At 68.3% G+C, this 19,988-nt stretch carries 17 protein-coding genes; 10 read left to right on the top strand and 7 right to left on the bottom strand.

The window, feature by feature from the left end; all coding sequences use genetic code 11:
• Positions 1 to 86 precede the first annotated feature (86 nt).
• The 8 genes from ACEI37_RS03785 to ACEI37_RS03750 are packed head-to-tail and all read left to right on the top strand — an operon-like array spanning position 87 to position 8,266.
• On the top strand, positions 87 to 1,664 hold the full coding sequence (locus ACEI37_RS03785; RefSeq protein ID WP_373377400.1) for an ABC transporter substrate-binding protein: 1,578 nt from the start codon (positions 87 to 89) through the stop codon (positions 1,662 to 1,664).
• A complete protein-coding gene (locus ACEI37_RS03780) occupies positions 1,661 to 2,617 on the top strand; it encodes an ABC transporter permease (protein WP_115683507.1) in 957 nt (318 codons plus the stop codon). The genes ACEI37_RS03785 and ACEI37_RS03780 overlap by 4 nt, the downstream gene beginning before the upstream one ends.
• 2 nt (positions 2,618 to 2,619) lie before the next feature.
• Positions 2,620 to 3,435 (top strand): ABC transporter permease, encoded by an 816-nt coding sequence (locus ACEI37_RS03775; RefSeq protein WP_373377399.1) that lies wholly within the window; start codon positions 2,620 to 2,622, stop codon positions 3,433 to 3,435.
• Positions 3,432 to 4,451 carry an ABC transporter ATP-binding protein gene (locus ACEI37_RS03770; protein ID WP_373377398.1) on the top strand — a complete coding sequence of 340 codons (1,020 nt, stop codon included), beginning with the start codon at positions 3,432 to 3,434 and terminating at the stop codon, positions 4,449 to 4,451. Before ACEI37_RS03775 ends, ACEI37_RS03770 begins: the two co-directional genes overlap by 4 nt.
• Positions 4,448 to 5,449: an ABC transporter ATP-binding protein gene (locus ACEI37_RS03765; RefSeq protein ID WP_373377397.1), complete on the top strand. Its 1,002-nt coding sequence runs from the start codon at positions 4,448 to 4,450 to the stop codon at positions 5,447 to 5,449. The genes ACEI37_RS03770 and ACEI37_RS03765 overlap by 4 nt, the downstream gene beginning before the upstream one ends.
• Before the next feature lie 36 nt (positions 5,450 to 5,485).
• The gene (locus ACEI37_RS03760) at positions 5,486 to 6,235 is read left to right on the top strand and encodes a TetR/AcrR family transcriptional regulator (protein WP_373377396.1); all 750 of its coding nucleotides are present in this window, start codon (positions 5,486 to 5,488) and stop codon (positions 6,233 to 6,235) included.
• A 20-nt stretch (positions 6,236 to 6,255) separates the two neighbouring features.
• Positions 6,256 to 7,233 carry an NAD(P)H-dependent flavin oxidoreductase gene (locus tag ACEI37_RS03755; protein WP_373377395.1) on the top strand — a complete coding sequence of 326 codons (978 nt, stop codon included), beginning with the start codon at positions 6,256 to 6,258 and terminating at the stop codon, positions 7,231 to 7,233.
• Between the two features lie 4 nt (positions 7,234 to 7,237).
• Complete coding sequence (locus tag ACEI37_RS03750; RefSeq protein ID WP_373377394.1) at positions 7,238 to 8,266, top strand: NAD(P)H-dependent flavin oxidoreductase; 1,029 nt, start codon at positions 7,238 to 7,240, stop codon at positions 8,264 to 8,266.
• A 13-nt stretch (positions 8,267 to 8,279) separates the two neighbouring features.
• Here the strand turns inward: ACEI37_RS03750 and ACEI37_RS03745 are convergent, their stop codons facing one another.
• From ACEI37_RS03745 to ACEI37_RS03715, 7 genes are all read right to left on the bottom strand, one after another.
• Positions 8,280 to 9,233 (bottom strand): 2Fe-2S iron-sulfur cluster-binding protein, encoded by a 954-nt coding sequence (locus tag ACEI37_RS03745; protein WP_373377393.1) that lies wholly within the window; start codon positions 9,231 to 9,233, stop codon positions 8,280 to 8,282.
• A 97-nt stretch (positions 9,234 to 9,330) separates the two neighbouring features.
• Positions 9,331 to 10,965, bottom strand: coding sequence for an APC family permease (locus ACEI37_RS03740; RefSeq protein WP_373377709.1), 1,635 nt, complete (start codon positions 10,963 to 10,965; stop codon positions 9,331 to 9,333).
• Positions 10,966 to 11,330: 365 nt separating this feature from the next.
• Entirely contained in the window at positions 11,331 to 11,642 is a 312-nt protein-coding gene (locus ACEI37_RS03735; RefSeq protein WP_373377392.1) for a hypothetical protein, read from the bottom strand.
• A gap of 46 nt (positions 11,643 to 11,688) precedes the next feature.
• A complete protein-coding gene (locus ACEI37_RS03730) occupies positions 11,689 to 12,588 on the bottom strand; it encodes a TorF family putative porin (protein WP_373377390.1) in 900 nt (299 codons plus the stop codon).
• Between the two features lie 173 nt (positions 12,589 to 12,761).
• Positions 12,762 to 14,492 carry a choline dehydrogenase gene (betA, locus tag ACEI37_RS03725; protein ID WP_373377389.1) on the bottom strand — a complete coding sequence of 577 codons (1,731 nt, stop codon included), beginning with the start codon at positions 14,490 to 14,492 and terminating at the stop codon, positions 12,762 to 12,764.
• Between the two features lie 87 nt (positions 14,493 to 14,579).
• Positions 14,580 to 16,046 (bottom strand): aldehyde dehydrogenase family protein, encoded by a 1,467-nt coding sequence (locus ACEI37_RS03720; RefSeq protein ID WP_373377387.1) that lies wholly within the window; start codon positions 16,044 to 16,046, stop codon positions 14,580 to 14,582.
• Positions 16,047 to 16,074: 28 nt separating this feature from the next.
• On the bottom strand, positions 16,075 to 17,193 hold the full coding sequence (locus ACEI37_RS03715; protein ID WP_373377386.1) for an SRPBCC family protein: 1,119 nt from the start codon (positions 17,191 to 17,193) through the stop codon (positions 16,075 to 16,077).
• Positions 17,194 to 17,428: 235 nt separating this feature from the next.
• Here ACEI37_RS03715 and ACEI37_RS03710 point away from each other — a divergent pair, with 235 nt between their 5' ends.
• Both ACEI37_RS03710 and ACEI37_RS03705 read left to right on the top strand, forming a co-directional pair.
• Positions 17,429 to 18,445, top strand: coding sequence for a helix-turn-helix transcriptional regulator (locus tag ACEI37_RS03710; RefSeq protein WP_062803522.1), 1,017 nt, complete (start codon positions 17,429 to 17,431; stop codon positions 18,443 to 18,445).
• A 217-nt stretch (positions 18,446 to 18,662) separates the two neighbouring features.
• The gene (locus ACEI37_RS03705) at positions 18,663 to 19,988 is read left to right on the top strand and encodes an MFS transporter (RefSeq protein WP_373377384.1); all 1,326 of its coding nucleotides are present in this window, start codon (positions 18,663 to 18,665) and stop codon (positions 19,986 to 19,988) included.

The raw sequence follows: 19,988 nt of genomic DNA, 5'->3' as shown, positions 1-19,988 counted from the left end.
CACATCGAGGGACGGCAAGCCGCGCGCCGACGCGGCACCGGGCAACGGCGGGCACAGACCCGCCGGCTTACAACAGAGGAGACGACATGCGTTGGATAAGATGCGCGCGCGGGGCACAGGCGCGTGCCGGCATCGCGCTGATGGCGGCGTTTGCCGGACTGGCAACGGCGCTGGCCGCGGAAAGCCCCGTCCCGCGCCGCGGCGGCACGCTGACCGTCGGGCTGGCGCAGGACCCGGCCGTGGTCGACCCGATCCGTACCGGCACCTTCACCGAGCGGCAGTTGTCGACGCCGGTCTATGAGTCGCTGTTCGACATCGACACCCAGGGCCGGGCCGTGCCGTGGCTGGCAGAGCGCTACACCGTGTCGTCCGACGGCCTGCGCTACCGCATCCACCTGCGCCAGGGCATCCGTTTCCACGACGGCACGCCGTTCGACGCCGACGCGGTGGTGGCGAACCTGCAGCGCACGCGCAATCCCGCCAACCGCTGCCGCTGCCTGAGCAGCATGCGCGAGATCCGCGAGGTGCGCGCGCTCGACCCGTCGACCGTGGAAATCGTGCTGAGCGAGCCCAATGCCGCGCTCCCGACGGTGCTGGCCGATGCCCCGGGCATCATGGTCTCGCCCAAGGCCTTCAGGGCCGACCCGGCCGGCATCGGCACGCGCCCGGTCGGCACCGGCCCGTTCCGCTTTGTCGAATGGGTGCGCAACAGCCGCTTCGTGGTGGCGCGCAATCCGGACTACTGGCGCGCTGGCGAGCCTTATCTCGATCGTGTCGTGTTCCGCGGCATGCAGAACCCCGAGACGCGGGAATCGGCGTTCCTGTCGGGACAGACCGACATGATCCTGCAGCCCACCACGCGCTTCATCTACACCATCCGCGCCGACAAGCGCGTGGCGCTGTACTACCCCGATGGCTTCGGCACCGAGGGCATCTACTTCAACTTCAACCAGGCGCCGCTGGACGACCTGCGCGTGCGCAAGGCCGTGGCCCACGCCATCGACCGCCCGCTGCTGGCGCGCACGCTCGGATTCGGCGTGCCGACCCTGGCCTACAGCCCCTTCGGCAAGGGCGTGCCCGGCATCACCCAGCCCACCGAGGTCTACCCGAAGTACGACCTGGCGCGGGCCCGGGCGCTGCTGGCCGACTACGGCAAGCCGGTGTCGTTCACGCTGCAGTTCAACAACAGTCCCGACACCCGCAATCTGGCGCAGGCGCTGCAGCAGATGTGGGAGGAGGCCGGCATCAAGGTCGAGCTGGTGCCGTTCGACCAGAACCGGCTGGTGCAGAACATGACCTCGCATCAGTTCGAGGCGAGCATCTTCCGCTTCACCGGCCGGGCCGACCCGCATTCCAACGCCTTTATCTTCTTCCACTCGCGCTTCGCGCCGGTCAAGCCCAGCAGCAACTACGGCGGCTATCGCAACGCCCGCGTCGACCGCCTGCTGGAGGACGGCATGCGCACCAGCGACCCGGCGCGCCGCGCCGCGATCTACAGCGACTTTGCGCGCGTGCTGGCCACCGAGGTCATGCCCTATGCCTTTCTTTACAACGTGAGCGACACCATCGCCGCGCGCAAGACCGTGCGCGGCATCACCGTGGTGCCGGACGGCCTGGTGCGCTTCGGCGGCATCTGGCGCGAAGCGGGAGGCCAATCGCGATGAAACTCAAACGCTTGCTGACCGGCGCGCTGACGGTGGCCGCCACCCTGGTTGCCGTCTCCATGGTGAGCTTCCTGCTGGTGGCGCTGCTGCCGGGCGATATCGCCCTGATCATCCTCGGCGACGCCGCCACGCCCGAGCGCGTTGCCGCGCTGCGGCTGGAGCTGGGGCTGGACCGGCCGCTGCCGTTGCGCTACCTGAGCTGGCTGTGGGACGTGCTGCACGGCGACCTCGGCCACGCCATCCATTCCGGCGAGGCCACGCTCGACGTCATCCTGTCGCGCCTGCCGGTGACGATCGAGCTGGTGCTGCTGACGCAGGTGGTCGCGCTCGGGCTGGCGGTGCCGCTGGGCATCCTCAGCGCCTACCGGCGCGGCAGCAAGCTGGACCACGGCGTGCTGGCGGGCTGCCTGGCGCTGTTGTCGACGCCGGCCTTCGTGCTGGCGCTGGGGCTGGTCTACGTGCTGGCGCTGCGGCTGCAATGGCTGCCGGCGACGGGCTACGTGAGCCTGTCGGAAAGCATCACCGGCAACCTCGAGAGCATGGTGATGCCGGTGCTGTCGCTGGCCCTGATCGAAGTGCCGGTCTACCTGCGCCTGCTGCGCAGTGAGATGGTCGGCACGCTGCAGCAGAACTACATCGCGCTGGCGCGCGGCATGGGGCTGCCGACCTGGCGCATCCTGTTTGAGAACGCACTGCGGCCGTCGTCGCTCAACCTGATCACCGTGGTCGGCGTGAACATGGGCCGGCTGATGGGCGGCGCCATCGTCATCGAGACGCTGTTCGCGCTGCCGGGCGTGGGGCAGTTGCTGGTGGAATCGATCTACCAGCAGGAGTACCTGATGACGCAGGGCATCGTGCTCTTCGTCGCGATCCTGTTTATTCTCGTCAACCTGCTGACGGACCTGGCCTACGCGCTGGTCGATCCCCGTCTGCTGCGCGATGCCGAAGGCTGACCATGCGACTATCCTCGAAGTTCTACCTGTTCTCGGTGGCCTGGCTGGTGCTGGTGGCCGGCGCCACGCTGCTGGCCGACTGGCTGCCGCTGCGCGACCCGATGCGCCTGCACCTGTCCGACATGCTGGCCCCGCCCGACGCCACCCGTTGGTTCGGCGCCGACTCGCTCGGCCGCGACGTGCTGGCGCGCACGCTGTACGGCTTCCGCGTCACCGCCGTGGTGAGCCTGGGCTCGGTGACGCTGGCGCTGCTGATCGGCGGCACGCTGGGCGTGTGCGCGGGCTATTTCCGCGGCTGGGTCGAGCGCGCCATCCTGATGCTGTCGAACGTGATGCTGGCGTTTCCGCCGCTGGTGCTGGTAATCGCCATGGTGGCCTATCCCGGGCCGCCGCTGCTGAAGGTGGTGGTGGCGCTTGGCATCGTGTTCGTGCCGGCGGTGATCCGCATCGCCCGCGCCAATACGCTGCGGCTGGGCGAGCAGCAGTTCGTCACCGCCGCGCGCGCGGCCGGCATGGGGCACGCCCGGCTGATCGTGCGAGAGCTGCTGCCCAACCTGGTCCCGGCGCTGCTGGCCTACAGCCTGCTGCTGGTCGCCATCGGCGCGCTGGCCGAGGCCGCGCTCAGCTTTCTCGGGCTGGGCGTGCCGCCGCCGGCGCCGTCGCTGGGCTCGATGATGGCGAGCGAGCAGTCGCGCGTGGTGGAGGGCCCGCATGCGGTCTTCTTCCCGGCCGGCATGCTGTTCCTGACGATTTTCGCGCTCAACCAGGTGGGCGAAGAACTCCAGCGCCGTCTCGACGGCAGGGCGAGGGCCGCATGATGACATCCGCTGCATCTCACTCCCCATCCGCCGGCCAGCCGCTGCTCGCGGTCAGCGACCTCAGGACGGAATTCGTGCTGCCGCAAGGCGTGCTGCGCGCCGTCGATGGGGTCTCGTTCAAGCTGGAGGCCGGCAAGACGCTCGGCGTGGTCGGCGAATCGGGGTCGGGCAAGTCGGTGCTGGCGCGCAGCCTGATCGGCCTGCTGCCCGCGGGCGTGGCCCGCACCCCCGCCGGGCGCATCGATTTCAAGGGGCGCGACCTGCGCCAGCTCGGCGAGCGCGACATGCGCGGCGTGCGCGGCAAGGAGATCGCCATGATCTTCCAGGATCCGCTCACCTCGCTCAATCCGGTGCTGACCATCGGCCGCCAGCTCGAGCAGGTGCTGCGCCAGCACACCGACCTGTCGGCGCGCGCCGCGCGCGAGCGGGCGGTGGAGCTGCTGGCCGACGTCGGCATCGCCGATCCGCGCCAGCGTGTCGGCGAGTACGCGCACCGGCTGTCGGGCGGCATGCGCCAGCGCGTGGTGATCGCGATCGCGCTGGCCTGCACGCCGCGCCTGCTGATCGCGGACGAGCCGACCACGGCGCTCGACGTCACCGTGCAGGCGCAGATCCTGGACCTGCTGCGCCGCCTGCAGGAGCGCCACGCCATGGCGATGCTGCTGATCACGCACAACTTTGGCGTGGTCGCCGAAATGTGCGACGACGTCGCTGTGATGTACGCCGGCCGCATGGTGGAGCAGGGCCGCGTTGCCAATGTGCTGGAGCGCCCGCGAATGCGCTATACGCACGCGCTGCTGCAGTCGGTACCGCGCGCCGACGCCGAACCGCATGCGCGCCTGCCGGCCATCCCGGGCCAGCCGCCCGACCTGACCGCGCCGCCGGCCGGCTGCCGCTTTGCGCCGCGCTGCGCGGCCCGGGCCGGGCAATGCGACAGCGCCGCCCCGGCCGCCATGCCCGCCGGCGGTGACCACTTCTATGCCTGTTGGCATCCTGTGCAGGAGAACCTGACGTGACCGCCCGACTTCCTACCCCGGTGCAGGACACCGCCACGCTGCTGCGCGCCCGCAACCTGGTGCAGACCTACCATGCCAGGGGCGGCCGGCGCGTGCAGGCGCTCTCGGACGTCTCCTTCGACTTGCGCCGCGGCGAAACGCTAGGCGTGGTGGGCGAGTCTGGCTCGGGCAAGTCGACCCTGGCGCGGGCGCTGATGGCATTGCCGGCGCCGCAGTCCGGCTCCGTCGATTTCGACGGCGTGCCGCTGGCCCAGGCACGCGGTGCCGCCTTGCGTGCGCTGCGGCGGCGCATGCAGATGGTGTTCCAGGACCCGATGTCCTCGCTCAACCCCGGCCAGCGCATCCTCGACATCGTGCAGATGCCGCTGGTGGTGGCGGGCGAGGGCGGCGCCGCCGAGCGCCGCGCCCGCGCCGCGCAGGCGCTGGCGGACGTGGGGCTGGACGCCGGCGTGGTCGGCAAGCGCCGGCCGTGGGAGCTGTCGGGCGGCCAGTGCCAGCGCGTCAGCATCGCCCGCGCGCTGGTGCTGCGCCCGCAGCTGCTGGTATGCGACGAACCGGTCTCGGCGCTCGATGTCTCGGTCCAGGCACAGGTGCTGAACCTGCTGGAAGACGCCAAGGCCGCCCATGGCCTGACCCTGCTGTTTATCTCGCATGACCTGGGCGTGGTGCGCAGCGTCAGCGACCGGGTCATGGTGATGTATCTTGGCAAGGTGTGCGAACTGGCGCCGGCGGGCTCGCTTTACCGCGCGCCGCGCCATCCGTACACTGCCACGCTGCTGGCCTCGGTGCCGTCGCCGGACCCTGCCCGGCGCCTGCTGCGGCCGGCGCTGGCCCACGGCGAGACGCCGTCGCCGCTGGACGTGCCGTCCGGCTGTCGCTTCCGCACACGCTGCGCCCGCGCCAGCGAGCGCTGCGCGCGCGAAGCCCCCGCGCTGCAGGCGTGCGCGGACGCGCCCGGGCACGCCGTTGCCTGTCATCACCCGCTGCCGTTGTCATGACCCCGGGCAGCGCCGCAAGTCATTCAGAGAGTCGCCATGAGTTTGCAGTCCGAGTCCGCCGCACCCGCCGCCGATGCCGAAAGCAAGACCAACGCCGAGCTGCGCGAGGCCGCCATCAGCCGGATGATCAACGTCGCGATCCAGCTGATCGCCAGGAATGGCGCGTCGCGGCTGTCGCTGGTCGATGTGGGTCGCGAGGCCGGCTACAGCCACTCGCTGCCCAACTACTACTTCAAGAGCAAGACCCGGCTGCTGCTGCAGGTCTACCAGTTCATCGTCGATCGATTCCGGCGCCGCTTCGCGCAGTGGTCGCGCGAGCACAGTCCGGTCCGCGTGCGGCCGGGGCTGACCAACCTCGAGGCCACCGTGCGCGCCTATGTCGGCATGGCTGGCGCGGACCCGGTGCCTTCGCGCGCGCTGCACATCCTGTGGGGAGAATCGTTCTCGTCGATGCCAGAGCTGCAGCAGATGGCGCGGCCCATCAATGCCGAGAGCGTCGCGGCGTTCGCCGCGCAGGTGCGCATCGGCATCGCCCGCGGCGAGATCGCCAGCGACGTCGATCCGGAGATGTTCGGCCTGATCCTGCTGGGCACGCTGCGCGGCGTGACGGCGCAGTCGCTGATCGACCCCGAACACGTCGACCTGCCCGCGCTGGGCGAAATGCTGATCCGCATCTTCCGGCAGGGCATCGCCGCGCCGGCGGCGCCTGCCGGCGCCGAGGGTGCCGACGCCGCTGCCCCGGCGGCTCCGGATGCTGCCGCACCGGCACCGATGCCACCCGACTGAATCTTCAGGAATCCCTCGCCATGACCTTGCCCGCCTCGCTCTCAGGCCGCCTGCGGCTGCCCCTGATCGCCGCGCCGATGCTGCGCGTTTCCGGTCCCGACCTGGTCTCTGCCGCCTGCCGCAGCGGCGTGATCGGCTCCTTCCCCACCGTCAACGCGCGCTCGGCCGAGGAACTGGATGCATGGCTGACACGGGTCGCCGCGGACTGCGCCGCAGCCGATGGCCCGACCGCCCCGGCCTGCCCCAACCTGATCATGCGGCGCAGGCCGGAGATGCTGGCCGAGGACGTGGCGGTCCTGGTCAGGCACAAGGTCGAGATGGTGATCGCCAGCGTCGGCTCGCCGGCCGCGGTGGTCAGGCCGCTGCATGATGTCGGCTGCATGGTGCTGGCGGATGTAGCCACGCTGCGCCATGCCGAGAAGGCGCTGCAGGCGGGTGCCGACGGGCTGGTGCTGCTGACCGCCGGCGCCGGCGGCCAGACCGGCTGGCTCAATACCTTTGCCTTCGTGCGCGCGGTGCGCCAGATGTTCGACGGCCCGCTGGTGCTGTCCGGCGGCATTTCCGACGGTGCGGCGCTGTGGGCGGCGCGCGTGCTAGGCTGCGACCTTGGCTGCATGGGCACACGCTTTATCGCCACGCCCGAGAGCATGGCCAGCGATGCGTATCGCCAGATGCTGGTCGACAGTTCGCTCGACGACGTCATGCTGACGCAGGCCTTCACCGGCCTGGACACCAACATGCTGCGCCCGTCAGTCGTTGCCGCCGGCCTCGATCCCAAGGCCCTGGCGGGCCCCATCACGCCGCAGCGGGCCGCGGAGCTGTACAGCGAGCACCACAACGGCGGGCGCGCGCCGCGCCGCTGGGTCGATGTCTGGAGCGCGGGCCATTCGGTGTCGGGCGTCGACGCGGTCCGGGACGTGGCCGGGCTGGTGGACCAGTTGTCGGCCCAGTACAAGGCCGCGCAGCACGACACCACCGGCCTGCTGGCCGCGGCCTGACGCCATGGACACCCGCGTAACCGGCCCGGTGCCGGACCCCGTGCTCCAGACCCGGCTGACCAAGCTGCTCGGGATCCGCTATCCCATCCTGCTTGGCGGCATGCATCATCTCGGCACCTCGGGCGTGGTGGCCGCCGTGGTCAATGCCGGCGCCATGGGTTTCATCACGGCGCGTTCGTTCGAATCGCTGGACGACTACCGCGCTGACCTGCGCCGCTGCCGCGCGCTGACCGGCGGGCGCCCGTTCGGCGTCAACCTGACGATCTCCCGGCGCGAGGGCTTCAACCGGCTGGTGCCGGACTGGATCCGCATCGCCTTCGAAGAGGGCGTGCGCCTGTTCGAGAGCGCCGGCAGTTCGCCCGAGGCGCTGGTCGGCCCCATCCATGACCGCGGCGGCATCCTGGTGCACAAGTGCCCGAGCGTGCGCCACGCGGTGACGGCGCAGCGGCTGGGCGTCGACGCGGTGGCGCTGGTCGGGCTGGAGGAGGGCGGCCATCCGGGCGCCAACCAGCTGTCGGCCTTCGTCAATGGCGCCTTTGCGCTGGAGCGGCTGGAGCTGCCGCTGGTGATCGGCGGCGGCATCGGCAGCGGCAGGCAGATCGCGGCCGCGCTGGCCTTGGGGGCCGACGGCGTGGTGATGGGGAGCCGCTTCATGGTCGCCAGCGAAATCGCCGCGCACGATGCGCTGAAGCAGCGCATCGTCGCGTCGGACGAGCATTGCTCGACCACCATCCTCGACAGCCTGGGCGATACCTGGCGCGTGCTCGCCAATGACAGCGCGCGCGCGGTGCAGCGCCTCGAGGCACAAGGGGCGCGCAGCCACGCGGCCTTCGGCGACCTGATCCTGTCGTCGCGCACACGGCAGCGCGTCTATGTGGACGGCGAGGTCGAGGCGGGCATCGTGTCGCTCGGTCCGGCAGGTGGTTTCGCGGATGCGATCGAACCCGCCGGGCGGATCGTGGCCCGGCTGGTTGCGGATGCGCGCGTGGCGTGCGACGCGCTGGCCAGCCGCAGGGCTGCTTTGCCGGCGTGAGCCGCCGGTTGCGTCACAGGTCAAGCACCAGCCGCTGGCCCCTGCAACGCGACACGCACAGCATCATGGTCTTCTGCGCCGCCTTCTCGGCGTCGGACAGGTACTGGTCGCGGTGGTCGGCCTCGCCCTCGACGATGGCGGTCTCGCACGAGCCGCAGATGCCCTCGCGGCACATGCAGTCCACCTTGATCCCGGCTTTCTCGATCGCGCGCAGCAGCGATTCGTCGGCGCCGACCTGCAGCGTCATGCCGCTCTTTTGCAGCACGGCCTCGAAGGCGCCGCCGGTGGCGTCGACTTCGTTGCGGAACTGCTCGAAGTGGATGCGCGCGGCGTCCCAGCCGGCGGCGCGCGCGGCGTTGACCACGGCGTCGTTGAGCGGGGCCGGGCCGCATACGTAGACGTGGGTGCCGGCAGGCTGCGCGGCGATCAGCGCAGCGATGTCGAGCAGGGTGCCGTGGTCGCTCTCGTACAGGTGCAGCTGGCCGGGCCGCAGCATGGCGGGCAGCACATCGAGGAAGGCGGCGGACTGCGTGTTGCGGAAGCAGTAATGCATCTCGAAGGCGGCGCCGCGCGCGGCCAGCGCCTGGATATGCGTCATGAACGGCGTGATGCCGATGCCGCCGGCGATCAGCAGGTGGCGGCCGGCGCCGTGGTCCAGGCTGAACAGGTTGCCGGGCGCGCCGATGTGGAGCTCATCGCCTTCGCGCACCTGTTCGTGCATGTAGCGCGAGCCGCCGCGCGAGGCCTCTTCCAGCCGCACGGCGATCTGGTAGTGGCCGGGCTGGCCTAGCGTGCTGGTCAGCGAGTAGGCGTTGCGCAGGCGGCCGCCGTCCATGTGGACGACGACATGGCTGCCGCTGTCGAAGGCCGGCAGCGCGGCGCCGTCGCAGGGTTGCAGGGTGAAGCGCTTGATGCCGGCGGCCAGCGGCTCAACGCGGCCGACGCGTACGCGGAGCGTGTCAGTCATGGCGGTACCTCGGAATTCAGGGATTGCGGGAAACGCGGGGAATACAGGGAATGCAAGAGGGAAGGTGGACCGGCATGGCGCCGGCCCGCCCGGGGCGTCAGGTAATGACCGTCAGCCTGGCGGCAATCCATACCACCAGCCCGCCGACCACCAGCGCCACATAGGGCAGCACGCCGGCGCGCGCGTTGGGCAGTTCCATGTCGCGGCGCATCGACTCGGGAAAGCGGCCCTTGTCCTGGATGTAATGGCGGTAGATGAACACCGGCACGATCAGCAGCGCGGCGATCAGGCCGTTGCGCAGCGTGTGTTCGCCCTGGAAGTTTGCGCCGGCGCCGACAAAGGCCAGGTCGAAGAAGCCCAGGAACGCGCCGAGCGCCAGCAGCCAGTTCTTGCACTTGTACGGCCGCGGCCAGTCGGGGCGGTCCATGCGGTGGATCCAGCCCGACTGCAGGTTCAGGAACACGAAGATCATGTAGCAGACGTTGCTGATCGACAGCACTGCCATGTAGTTCGACATCAGCAGCAGGAACAGGTTGAACAGCAGATCCGTCCACATCGCGCGCGTGGGCGAGCCGTGCTCGTTCACGTGCGACAGGTAGCGCGGCAGCCAGCCGTCGACCGAGGCCTGGTACAGCGTGCGCGACGAACCCATCATCGAGGTCATCACGATCAGCAGGATCGCCAGCACCAGCATCACCACGATCACGTTGAATACCACCGCACCGCCGCCGACGAACCGGGCCATCGCCGCGCCCACGCCGGAGCCGTCGACGATGTCCGGCGCCAGCATGCCCTGCAGCCCGAGCGAGCCCTGGAAGGCGATCGGCACCGCGATGAACATGAACAGGCACAGCACGCCGGACCAGAAGATGGCCTTGAAGGTGTCCTTCTGCGGGTCCTTGAACTCGCGGGTGTAGCAGACCGCGGTCTCGAAGCCGAAGGTCGACCAGCACGCCAGGAACATCGCGCCCATCGCCGTGCTGATGCCCGCGGCGTTCCAGCCGCCCAGCACCGAGGCGCCGGAGGCGTCGTGCGTCAGCGGCAGCAGCGGGAAGAAGCTGGTCGAGGGCATGTCGCCGGTGAACAGCGGCACCAGCGCGATCACCACCAGCGGCGTCAGCGAGGCGATGCCCAGGATGCGCTGCGTGGTCGCCGCCGCGGAGGCGCCGCTGTGCTGCAGCTTGAAGGTGATCAGCAGGAACGCGGTGGCGAGCAGGAAGGTGGAATTCACCCGCAGCGTCAGGCCCTTGCTGACAAAACCCAGGTCGACCAGCGTCAGCTGCCAGGTGTTGATCACCGAATCGGGCGGGAACAGCGCGCTGAGCATATAGCCGGCCGCCAGGCTGGTGCCGAGCGCCAGCATCGGCGACCACGCCACCCAGTTGCACCAGACCGAGACCGGTGCGACGAACTTGCTGTAGCGGACCCAACCCATCGCGCCGTACACCGACGCGCCGCCTGACTTGTGCGGGTACAGGCCCGAGATCTCGGCATAGACGAAGCACTGGGCGAAGCCGACCAGGATGGCGAGGACCCAGATCACCCAGGCCGGGTTGCCGATCGTGGCGGACACGCCGCCGATGGTGAAGAGCACGCCCGCGGGCACGCCGCTGGTCACCCAGAAGGCGTCCTTCCAGGTCAGCGTGCGCTGCAGTTCATGCGATGGGGCTTGTTGCTGGGTTTGCTGCTGCTGCGCAGGGGCGAGCGGCGCCTGCGCGCCGATCGACAGCACGTCTTTTTGTGAATACACGATGTCTCCTTGCTTCCCGGTTGCCGTGTTGCGTGTTGCCGGAGCGAGGCTCCGTCACGGTCTGCCGTCTGCGGTCTGGGTGGGTACGTTGCGGTACTGCCTGCCGGGTTAAGACGGTCGGGAATGTGTGGCGGGGATTTTGGGGGCCTTGGTCATGGTTGTCTCCTGTTGTCATCCCGGGTTGCCAGACACCCGCTTCCCAGGGTGCGCGGCGTTTCCGGTTCTTTGAATTCACCATAAGTAAATTAGATAACCTATGGTGTTTTAGTGAGTATAGGAACGGCGGCGAGCCAAGGCAACGGGAAGTTTTGTATCGCCGTTGCCAGCCGAACCTGGTCGCTACCTGGCTATTGCTGCACGGGCTGCCCGGGGCGCGGGCCGCCCAGCGTTTCCACCACGGCCCGCCCGCTGTTGCCCCGCCGACGATTGCGCCACCAGCCCAGCAGCGTCAGCGCCAGCCAGAAGCACTGGGTCAGGAACGACGCCAGGTTGAACGCGCCCGCGAGCGAGATCAGGATGCAGCTCGGCCCGATCACGTTGAGGACGACGGCCAGCCTGCCGGTCGGGGATTTGTGCAGGACCTGCACGGCAAAGTGCGCGGCAACGTAGGCGGCAACGCCGACAAGTCCGGTTGCGTCGGTAAGACCCAGGGAGGCCATGGTGGTGTGCTTCGTCAGGCAGTGGTACAGCGGTTGATGAAGGCCGTCAGAACGTCCTGGTCAGCGAGACCAGAAACGTGCTTTTCAGCGGATTGGAAACGGACGGATTGCCGGAGGAATCCAGCGCGCCGGTGGTGTATTTGTCGTAGACGTCGGTGCGGCCCCAGCCGCGCGTGTAGGCACCGGTCACGGTCCAGCCACCCTCGAAGGCCTTGGACAGCGCCACGCGCACGTCGCGGAAGTTGTAGGCGGCAAAGTTGCGCACGCGCTCCTGGCCGTAGTGCAGCAGCAGCGTGACGCCGTGGCCCAGGTCGAAGGTGCCGTTGATGTCCAGGTAGCCGGAGCCGCGGCTGTGCAGGTTGTTGCCGGACAGCAGCGAGGCGCTGTTGTAGCCGAAGTAGTCGGGCGTATAGGTCAGCCAGTACTTGACGTTGAACCACTTGTACGTCAGCGACGCGACCGCTTCGCCATAGTTGTATCTGGTCTGCGCGTATTGCAGCTTCGCGCCGGGGTAGAGGTAGTAGTAGACCTGCCCCGCGTAGACAAAGTCGCCGACGCTGCCGGTATAGCCTGCATACAGATCCCATTCGACCGTGCCGCCCTCGATGAACTTGTCGCTGATGCTCGACATCCAGGTGCCGGCGGAAAAACCGCTCGGGTGGCTGTAGTCGATCCCGCCCTGCACTGCGGGCTTGCCCCAGGTCTGGCGGAAACCGCGCGACACGTACTGGGACGTCAGCGTCATGTTGGCGCTCCAGGGCGAAGTTGCCGCGGTGGTCTCGGCGGGTGGAACGGTGGCGGTGACCTGCGGCACCGGCGCGACCGCCAGCGTGGTGTCGCCGTCGGCCTGCGCCAGCGCCGGCAGCGCCTGGCACAGCAGCAGGGGCAGGGCGCCTGACAGGGCGCAGGACAGCGCTGGTCTGGCGGCAAAGGGTTTGCGCAGCATGGTTGTGTCTCCTCCGTGCAGCCGGTCTGGGTTTGTGTGTGGGCTTGCCGGCTTTGGTGGTGGAGGCGCGACGCGTCCGACCGGGGCGCACGCTGCCCGCCGGGACGCTGGTCCCCAGCACGGGTGCCGCAGTCAGGGTTCGGGCCGAAGGCCCGCGCGCCGCGCCGCTGGGGTCAGGCAGGCATGGGCAGGGGCATGCGCGCGGCAGGCGGTTGCGCGCGTTCCGCCACCGTCTGCATGCGGGCGGGCGCCGCCTTGTAGTAAGGCGCTGTCGAACGCTGCAGTGGCGCGCGGCCACGGATCACGTCGGCGAGCTTCTCGGCCATCATGATGGTGGGCGCGTTCAGGTTGCCGGTGACGATCTTCGGCATGATCGACGCGTCGACCACGCGCAGGCACGACAGCCCGTGCACGCGGCCCTGGTTGTCGACCACCGCCATCGGGTCGGAGGCGTCTCCCATCTTGCAGGTGCAGGACGGGTGCAGCGCGGTCTCGGCATGCTCGCGCACGAAGGCGTCGATCTCGGCATCGCTCTGCACCATCATGCCAGGCTTGATCTCGCGGCCGCGGAACTGGTCCATCGCCTGCTGGCCGATGATCTCGCGCGTCAGCCGCACCGCGGCGCGGAACTCGCGCCAGTCGACGTCGTGCGCCATGTAGTTGAACAGCAGCCGTGGCTTGACGCGCGGATCGCGGCTGGCGAGCTTGACGAAGCCGGTGCTGGGCGAGCGCATCGAGCCGACGTGGCACTGGAAGCCGTGCGACTTGACCGGGTTGCTGCCGTCGTAGTTCATCGCCAGCGGGATGAAGTGGTACTGCAGGTTGGGCCAGGCGAACTCGTCGCTGCTGCGGATAAAGCCGCCGGCCTCGAAGTGGTTGGACGCCGCCGTGCCGGTGCCGCGCAGATACCACTCGATGCCGATCGCCGGCTTGTTCCACCACTGCAGCGCCGGGTACAGCGAGACCGGCTTGGTGCATTCGTACTGCAGGTACATCTCGAGGTGGTCCTGCAGGTTCTCGCCCACGCCTTTCAGGTCGACAACCGTATCGATGCCGAAGGCGCGCAGTTCGTCGGCGTTGCCCACGCCTGAGCGCAGCAGCAGCTGCGGCGACGCGATCGCGCCGTTGCTGACGATCACCTCGCGGCGCGCGCGGGCTTCGCGCACGTGGTCGCCCTGCAGGTACGACACCCCGATGGCGCGCTGCCCGGCGAACAGGATGCGGTCGGCCAGCGCACGCGTATGCACGGTCAGGTTGGGACGTTCGCGGGCCTGGTCGAGGTAGGCCAGCGAGGTGCTGCAGCGGCGCCCGCCCGCGGTGGTGGTGCGGTCCATCGGGCCGAAGCCTTCCTGCCGGAAGCCGTTGAGGTCATCGGTGCGGCCGTAGCCGGCCTGCTCCCCGGCCTTGATAAAGGCGTCGAACAGCGGGCTGATGCCAGCCTTGGGCGTGGTCACGTGCAGCGGGCCGTTGCCGCCGTGGTAGTCGTTGGCGCCCTTGTCGTAGGTCTCGGCCTTGCGGAAGTAGGGCAGGCAGTCGGCGTAGCTCCAGTTCTCCAGCGACTTGGTTTCCGCCCAGCCGTCGTAGTCCATCGCATTGCCGCGGATGTAGCACATGCCGTTGATCAGCGACGACCCGCCCAGGCCTTTGCCGCGACCCTGCGTCATGCGCCGGTTGTTCATATGCGGCTCGGGCTCGGTGACATAGGCCCAGTTGTAGGTGGTGCCCTGCAGCGGATACGCCAGCGCCGCCGGCATCTGCGTGCGCCAGTCCAGGCGCCAGTCGGGGCCGCCTGCCTCCAGCAGCAGCACCGAGACACCGGCGTCCTCGCTCAGCCGCGCCGCCAGCACGCAGCCGGCCGAGCCGGCGCCGACGATGATGTAGTCGTACTCATGGATTGCCTGCATGGTGCAATCTCCTTGTTTGCGTGACGTCGTGCGTGGCGGCCCATGTGGGCGGTGCCGCCGCGCACGCGATTGCGAAGTCGGCTGCGCTCAGGCGCCGAACCAGCCCATCGCCTTCGGGGCGAGGTTGATATAGCTGTGCTTGAGCTCGGTGTACTCGTCCAGGCCGATGCGGGCCAGCTCGCGGCCGATGCCGCTCGACTTGTAGCCGCCCCACGGCGCTTCCGGGAAGTACGGGTGGTAGTCATTGACCCATACCGTGCCGAAGCGCAGCGCGCGCGACATCCGGTTGGCCTTGTCCAGGTCGCGGGTCCAGACCGCGGCGGCCAGGCCGTACGGCGTGTCGTTGGCGGCACGCAGCGCTTCGTCCTCGGAGCGGAAGCGCTCGGCGGTGATCACCGGCCCGAAAATCTCCTCCTTCGCAATCTTCATCCCGGCCGTCACGTCGGCCAGCAGCGTCGGTTCCAGCCAGTAGCCCTTCTTGTACACGTCGCCGGCCGGCCGCTTGCCGCCGTGGACCAGGCGCGCGCCCTCGGCGATGCCGGCCTGCACCATGCCGAGGATCTTGTCGTGCTGTTGCGCCGACTGCACGGGGCCCATCTGGGTTTCGCCATGGAAGCCGTTGCCGATCACGATGCGCGGCAGGCGCTCGGCCAGCCGGCCGATGAATGCATCATAGATGCTGTCTTCGACCATCAGCCGCGAACCGGCGGAGCAGACCTGGCCGGCGTGGAAGAACGCGGCGTTGAGTGCGTAATCGACCGCGGCATCGAGGTCGGCATCGGCGAAGACAATGTTCGGGTTCTTGCCGCCCAGCTCCAGGCCGATGCGCTTGAAGTTGCCGGTGGCGGCCTTCATGATGCTTTCGCCGGCAAAGGCGCCGCCGGTGAAGGACACCAGGTCAACGTCGAGGCTTTCGGCCAGTTCCGCGCCCACTTCGGCGCCGCCGGTCACCAGGTTGAATACGCCCTGCGGCAGGTCCAGCTCGGCGATCAGCTGCGTGAAATGATGCGTGGTCAGCGGCGTCAGGTTGCTGGGCTTGATCACCACGGTGTTGCCGGCGCCCAGCGCGGGCGCGATCTTCCACGCGGCCTGCAGCAGCGGGTAATTCCACGGCGTGATCAGGCCGCACACGCCGACCGGCTCGCGCAGCGTGCGGCTGATCACGTGATGCGGCGCTTCGTTGACGGCGCCCGATTCCGACGCCACCAGCCCGGCAAAGTAGCGGAAGGTGGCGGCGATATCGCCCATGTCGGTGCGGCTTTCGGTCAGGGTCTTGCCGGTGTTGAGCGATTCGAGGTGGGCGAGCTTCTCGGCATCGCGGTCGATCAGTTCGGCGATCTTGTTCAGCAGCCTGGCGCGCTCGCGGATGGTGGTCTGGCGCCACGGGCCGTCAAAGGCGCGGCGCGCGGCGGCGATCGCCAGGCGCGCATCGGCGCGCGTGGCTTCGGCGGCCTGGGCGATCACCGATTCGTCGGCCGGGCTGACGATGGCGCGTGTGCCTTGGTCGATGGGCGACTGCCACTGGCCGTCGATATAGAGCTGGGTCTTGATCATTGCTGCGGTTCCGGTTGATCTGGTGGGTTCAGGCGGCCAGGGCGTCGAGCACCATCTGCTGGAAGTGCTGCACGCCGTGCTCGCCGATGGCGGAGGTCTTGTCGTCGGTGACCAGCAGCGGGCCCTGCCCGTTGCGGTAGCCGCGCGACTTCAGGCCGCGCTGCACCGATTCGACGATGCTCAGGTCTTCGGGCTTGAGCACGTTCTTGTAGTACTCGATCAGCTGTTCCTGCTCGGCCGTGGGCGTGCTGTCGCGGAAGTAGAACTCGAAGTGCTGGATGGTGGTGTCGGCGTCCACCGGGAACATGTAGAACACGCCGTAGTTGCCGTCGCCCGGCAGCACGTTGAGCGTCACGTTGGGCCACAGCCAGTACGCGGCGAAGTCGGTGTTGGGAGCGTCGCTGTCATAGGTGAAGGCATCGCTGCCCGAGCGGGTCTGGCCCACCTGGCTGGTGTAGAGGCCGCGCACTTCGTGCTTGTAGGTTTCCATCCGGATCGACTCCACCAGCGCCGGGTGCGCGGTCTGGCAGTGCAGGCATTCCAGGTAGTTGTCGACCACCACCTTCCAGTTGGCCTTCATCTCGTAGCTGAGCTTGTGCGCCGGCACCAGCTTGTCGACGTCCGGGCAGCGCGCGCGGATCTCGTCGTTCAGCCCGGCGGCCAGTTCGGCCAGCGGCTTCGCGTCCATGTCCAGGTTGACGAACACCAGGCCGCAGAACTCTTCCACCCGCACCGGCGTCAGGCCGGCGTTGTCCTTGCAGAAGCCCGGCACGTTCTCGGCGTTGCGCACGTGGATCAGCTTGCCGTCCAGGCCGAACGACCAGGCGTGGTAGGGGCAGGTGATCACGTTTTTCGCCTTGCCGGCGCCGTCGGCGAACAGCTCATGCGCGCGGTGCGGGCAGACGTTGTAGAACGCGCGCAGCACGCCGTCGCGGCCGCGTACCACGAAGATGTTCTCGCCTGCCACCTGGGCGGTGGCGTACTGGTTGTTCTCGGCCACCTGGCTCTTGTGCATCACGCACACCCAGCTGCGCGCGAAGATGGTCTTCTTTTCGTGCTCGAAGATTTCCTGTGAGGTGTAGTAGTGGGCCGGCAGCGTATAGGCGAGCGGCGGCGTGGTGCAGACGGGGGCGGCGGCTTCTTGCATTAGGGGTTGTCTCCTCGTTAGTCTCGGTGTTTGTGGATTCACCTATAGTAAATTAAATTACCGTAGGTGATGTGAAGGAGAGTCTAGTGAGGCGACCCGGGTCGTTGCAATTCAAAAAAGCAATGAAGTCATCGTATAAATTGATGTTGACTATCAATTCGCGCGAAATCCGGCGATGGTGTAAGGTTCGGGTTACTCAATTCACCACCGGTTGAAAAAAAGCGGAGGAGCGCCCATGACCGAAGACACTTTTGCCACGCGCCTGAAGGGGGTGCTGGAAGGCAAAAGGATCATGCTCAAGCAGGTCGCCGAGGCCCTGTCGGTGTCGCCGTCGGCTGTGCACAAGTGGACGCGCGGCGGCGAGATCGAGTACGAGCGCCTGCTGGCGCTGGCGCGCTTCCTGGGCGTCAACTGGCTGTGGCTGCGCTACGGCGAGCAGGCCATCGCCGACCTCGAGGCCAGCACCGCGTCCGACCCGCATATCAAGGAACTGCGCCAGAAGCACCTCGCCGAGATCATGGAAAGCGAGGCACGGATGAAGTTTGCGCAGGAAGTCTCTGGCATCGTCACCTGGGAATGGAATGTGCTGACCGATGGCCTGACGTATTCGTCCAACGATGTCTCGCTGTTCGGCCGCCATATCCGCAACATGGATGACTTCTGGGCCTGCGTGCATCCCGGCGACGTGGCTCGGCTGAAGGAGGTGCTGGCCCGCACGCTCGGCGCCCAGGAGATGCACGAGTGGGAATTCCGCGTGGTGCATCAAGACAACACGCGCTGGATCTCGTCACGGGCCACGCTGGTGCGCGATTTCGACCAGCGCCCGGTCAAGATGATCGGCGTCAGCCTCGACATCACCGAGCGCCGCCGCGCCGAGGCCGCGCTGCGCCAGAGCGAGGCGCTGCTGGCCAAGGCGCAGCAGATCGCCCACCTGGGCGGCTGGTACTGGAATATCCAGACCGACGACTGCGCCTGGACCGACGAGGCCTATCGCATCTTCGGCTGGGCCCCGCAGGCGTTCAAGGTGACCATGGAGCGCTACCTGGCGTCGATCGTGGAAGAAGACCGCCCACGCGTACAGGCCGCTATCCGCGCCGCCATCGTCGACAAGGCGCCGTATCGCGTCGACTACCGCATCCAGCTGCCCGACGGCAGCCATCGCGACATCCATGAGGAAGGCGAGGTCACGCTGGACGAGCACGGCAACGCGCTGACGATGGTGGGGGCGTCGCAGGACGTTACGCCCGGATAGGGCTCGTAGCACAGGCTGCCCGGGCAGCGGCCGGAGTCATCGAAGGGCGGCGTTGCCGCCCTTTTTTGTTTGGGCGGGACGTTACCGTCACCTTGGTTCCATGAAAATATCGTTTGTTTCAGTGTAAACCATGCTGGAACGTTTGTTTCATGAGCGGCTATGATGGCATCTCCTGGCGCCGGCCGCCGCGCGCCTGTCCACGGAGGAGAAAACCATCATGTCCCTGGCCAAGCCAGCCATGCCCCAGGCGCCCGCCCACGCCGGCGCGCTGCAGGATGCCGCCGATACTGCGTTCGGCAAGGTCACGCGCCGCATCGTGCCGTTTATCGTGCTGTGCTACTTCTTCAGCTACCTCGACCGGGTCAACGTCGGTTTCGCCAAGCTGCAGATGCAGCAGGCGCTCGGGCTCAGCGACGTGGTCTACGGCTTCGGCGCCGGTATCTTCTTCTGGGGCTACATGCTGTGCCAGGTGCCCTGCAGCCTGCTGATCTACCGCTTCGGCATGCGCCGCTGCATGGCGGCCATCATGATCCTGTGGGGGCTGGTCTCGGCCGCCACCATGTTCGTGACCACGCCGGTGGAGTTCTATGCCGCGCGCTTCCTGCTGGGCGTGACCGAGGCCGGCTTCTTCCCGGCCGCGGTGATGTACCTGAACAAGTGGTACCCGGCCGACCGCCAGTCGCGCATCATGTCGATCCTGTTCTTGGCGATGCCGCTGGGCATGGTGCTGGGCGGGCCGATATCCGGCGCGCTGATGTCGGCCACGCATGACCTGCACGGGCTCGACGGCTGGCAATGGATGTTCCTGATCGAGGCGCTGCCGGCCATCCTGCTGGGCCTGCTGCTGTTGCGCATGCTGCCGGAAGCGCCGGAGAGCGCGCCCTGGCTGACGCCGGCCGAAGCCGCCACCATCACCCGCACGCTCAGCACCGAGAACGCGAAGAAGAACACCCGCTTCAGCGCCGCGCTGAAGTCGCCGATCCTGTGGGTGCTGATGGCGATCTGCCTGCTCTTCAATATCGGCAACTACGGGTTGGTGTTCTGGCTGCCCACCATCATCCAGTCGACCGGAATGTCGTCGCCGCTGGAGATCGCCATGCTGACCGCGATCCCGTATGCCGTGGCCTGCGTGGTCATGAACCTCAACGCCGCGCATGCCGAGCGCACCGGCGAGCGCCGCCTGCACGCCGCGCTGCCGCTGCTGGTGGCAGCGGCGGGCATGTGGGCCAGCACGCTGTTCCCGCACAACACGGTGCTGGCGATGGTGTTCCTGACCATCGGCATTTCCGGGCTGATGGCGACGCTGTCGATGTTCTGGGGCCTGCCTGGCCGCGTGCTGGCCGGCACCGCCGCGGCCGGCGGCATCGCCATGATCAACAGCGCCGCCAGCCTGGCCGGCCTGATCGGTCCGGTGCTGATGGGCGGCATCAAGCAGAACACTGGCAGCATCTCGCTGGGCGTGCTGGCGCTGGCCGGGCTGATGCTGGCCGCGGCGGTGCTGCTGCTGGCGATCCCGCGCCAGCTGATGCAATCGCGGAGCTGA

This window comes from Cupriavidus nantongensis, from assembly GCF_041726985.1.
GTDB classification, from domain to species: Bacteria; Pseudomonadota; Gammaproteobacteria; order Burkholderiales; family Burkholderiaceae; genus Cupriavidus; species Cupriavidus nantongensis_A.
Note: the sequence above shows the minus strand (reverse complement) of the source record. Positions and strands in the feature narration are given on the sequence as shown.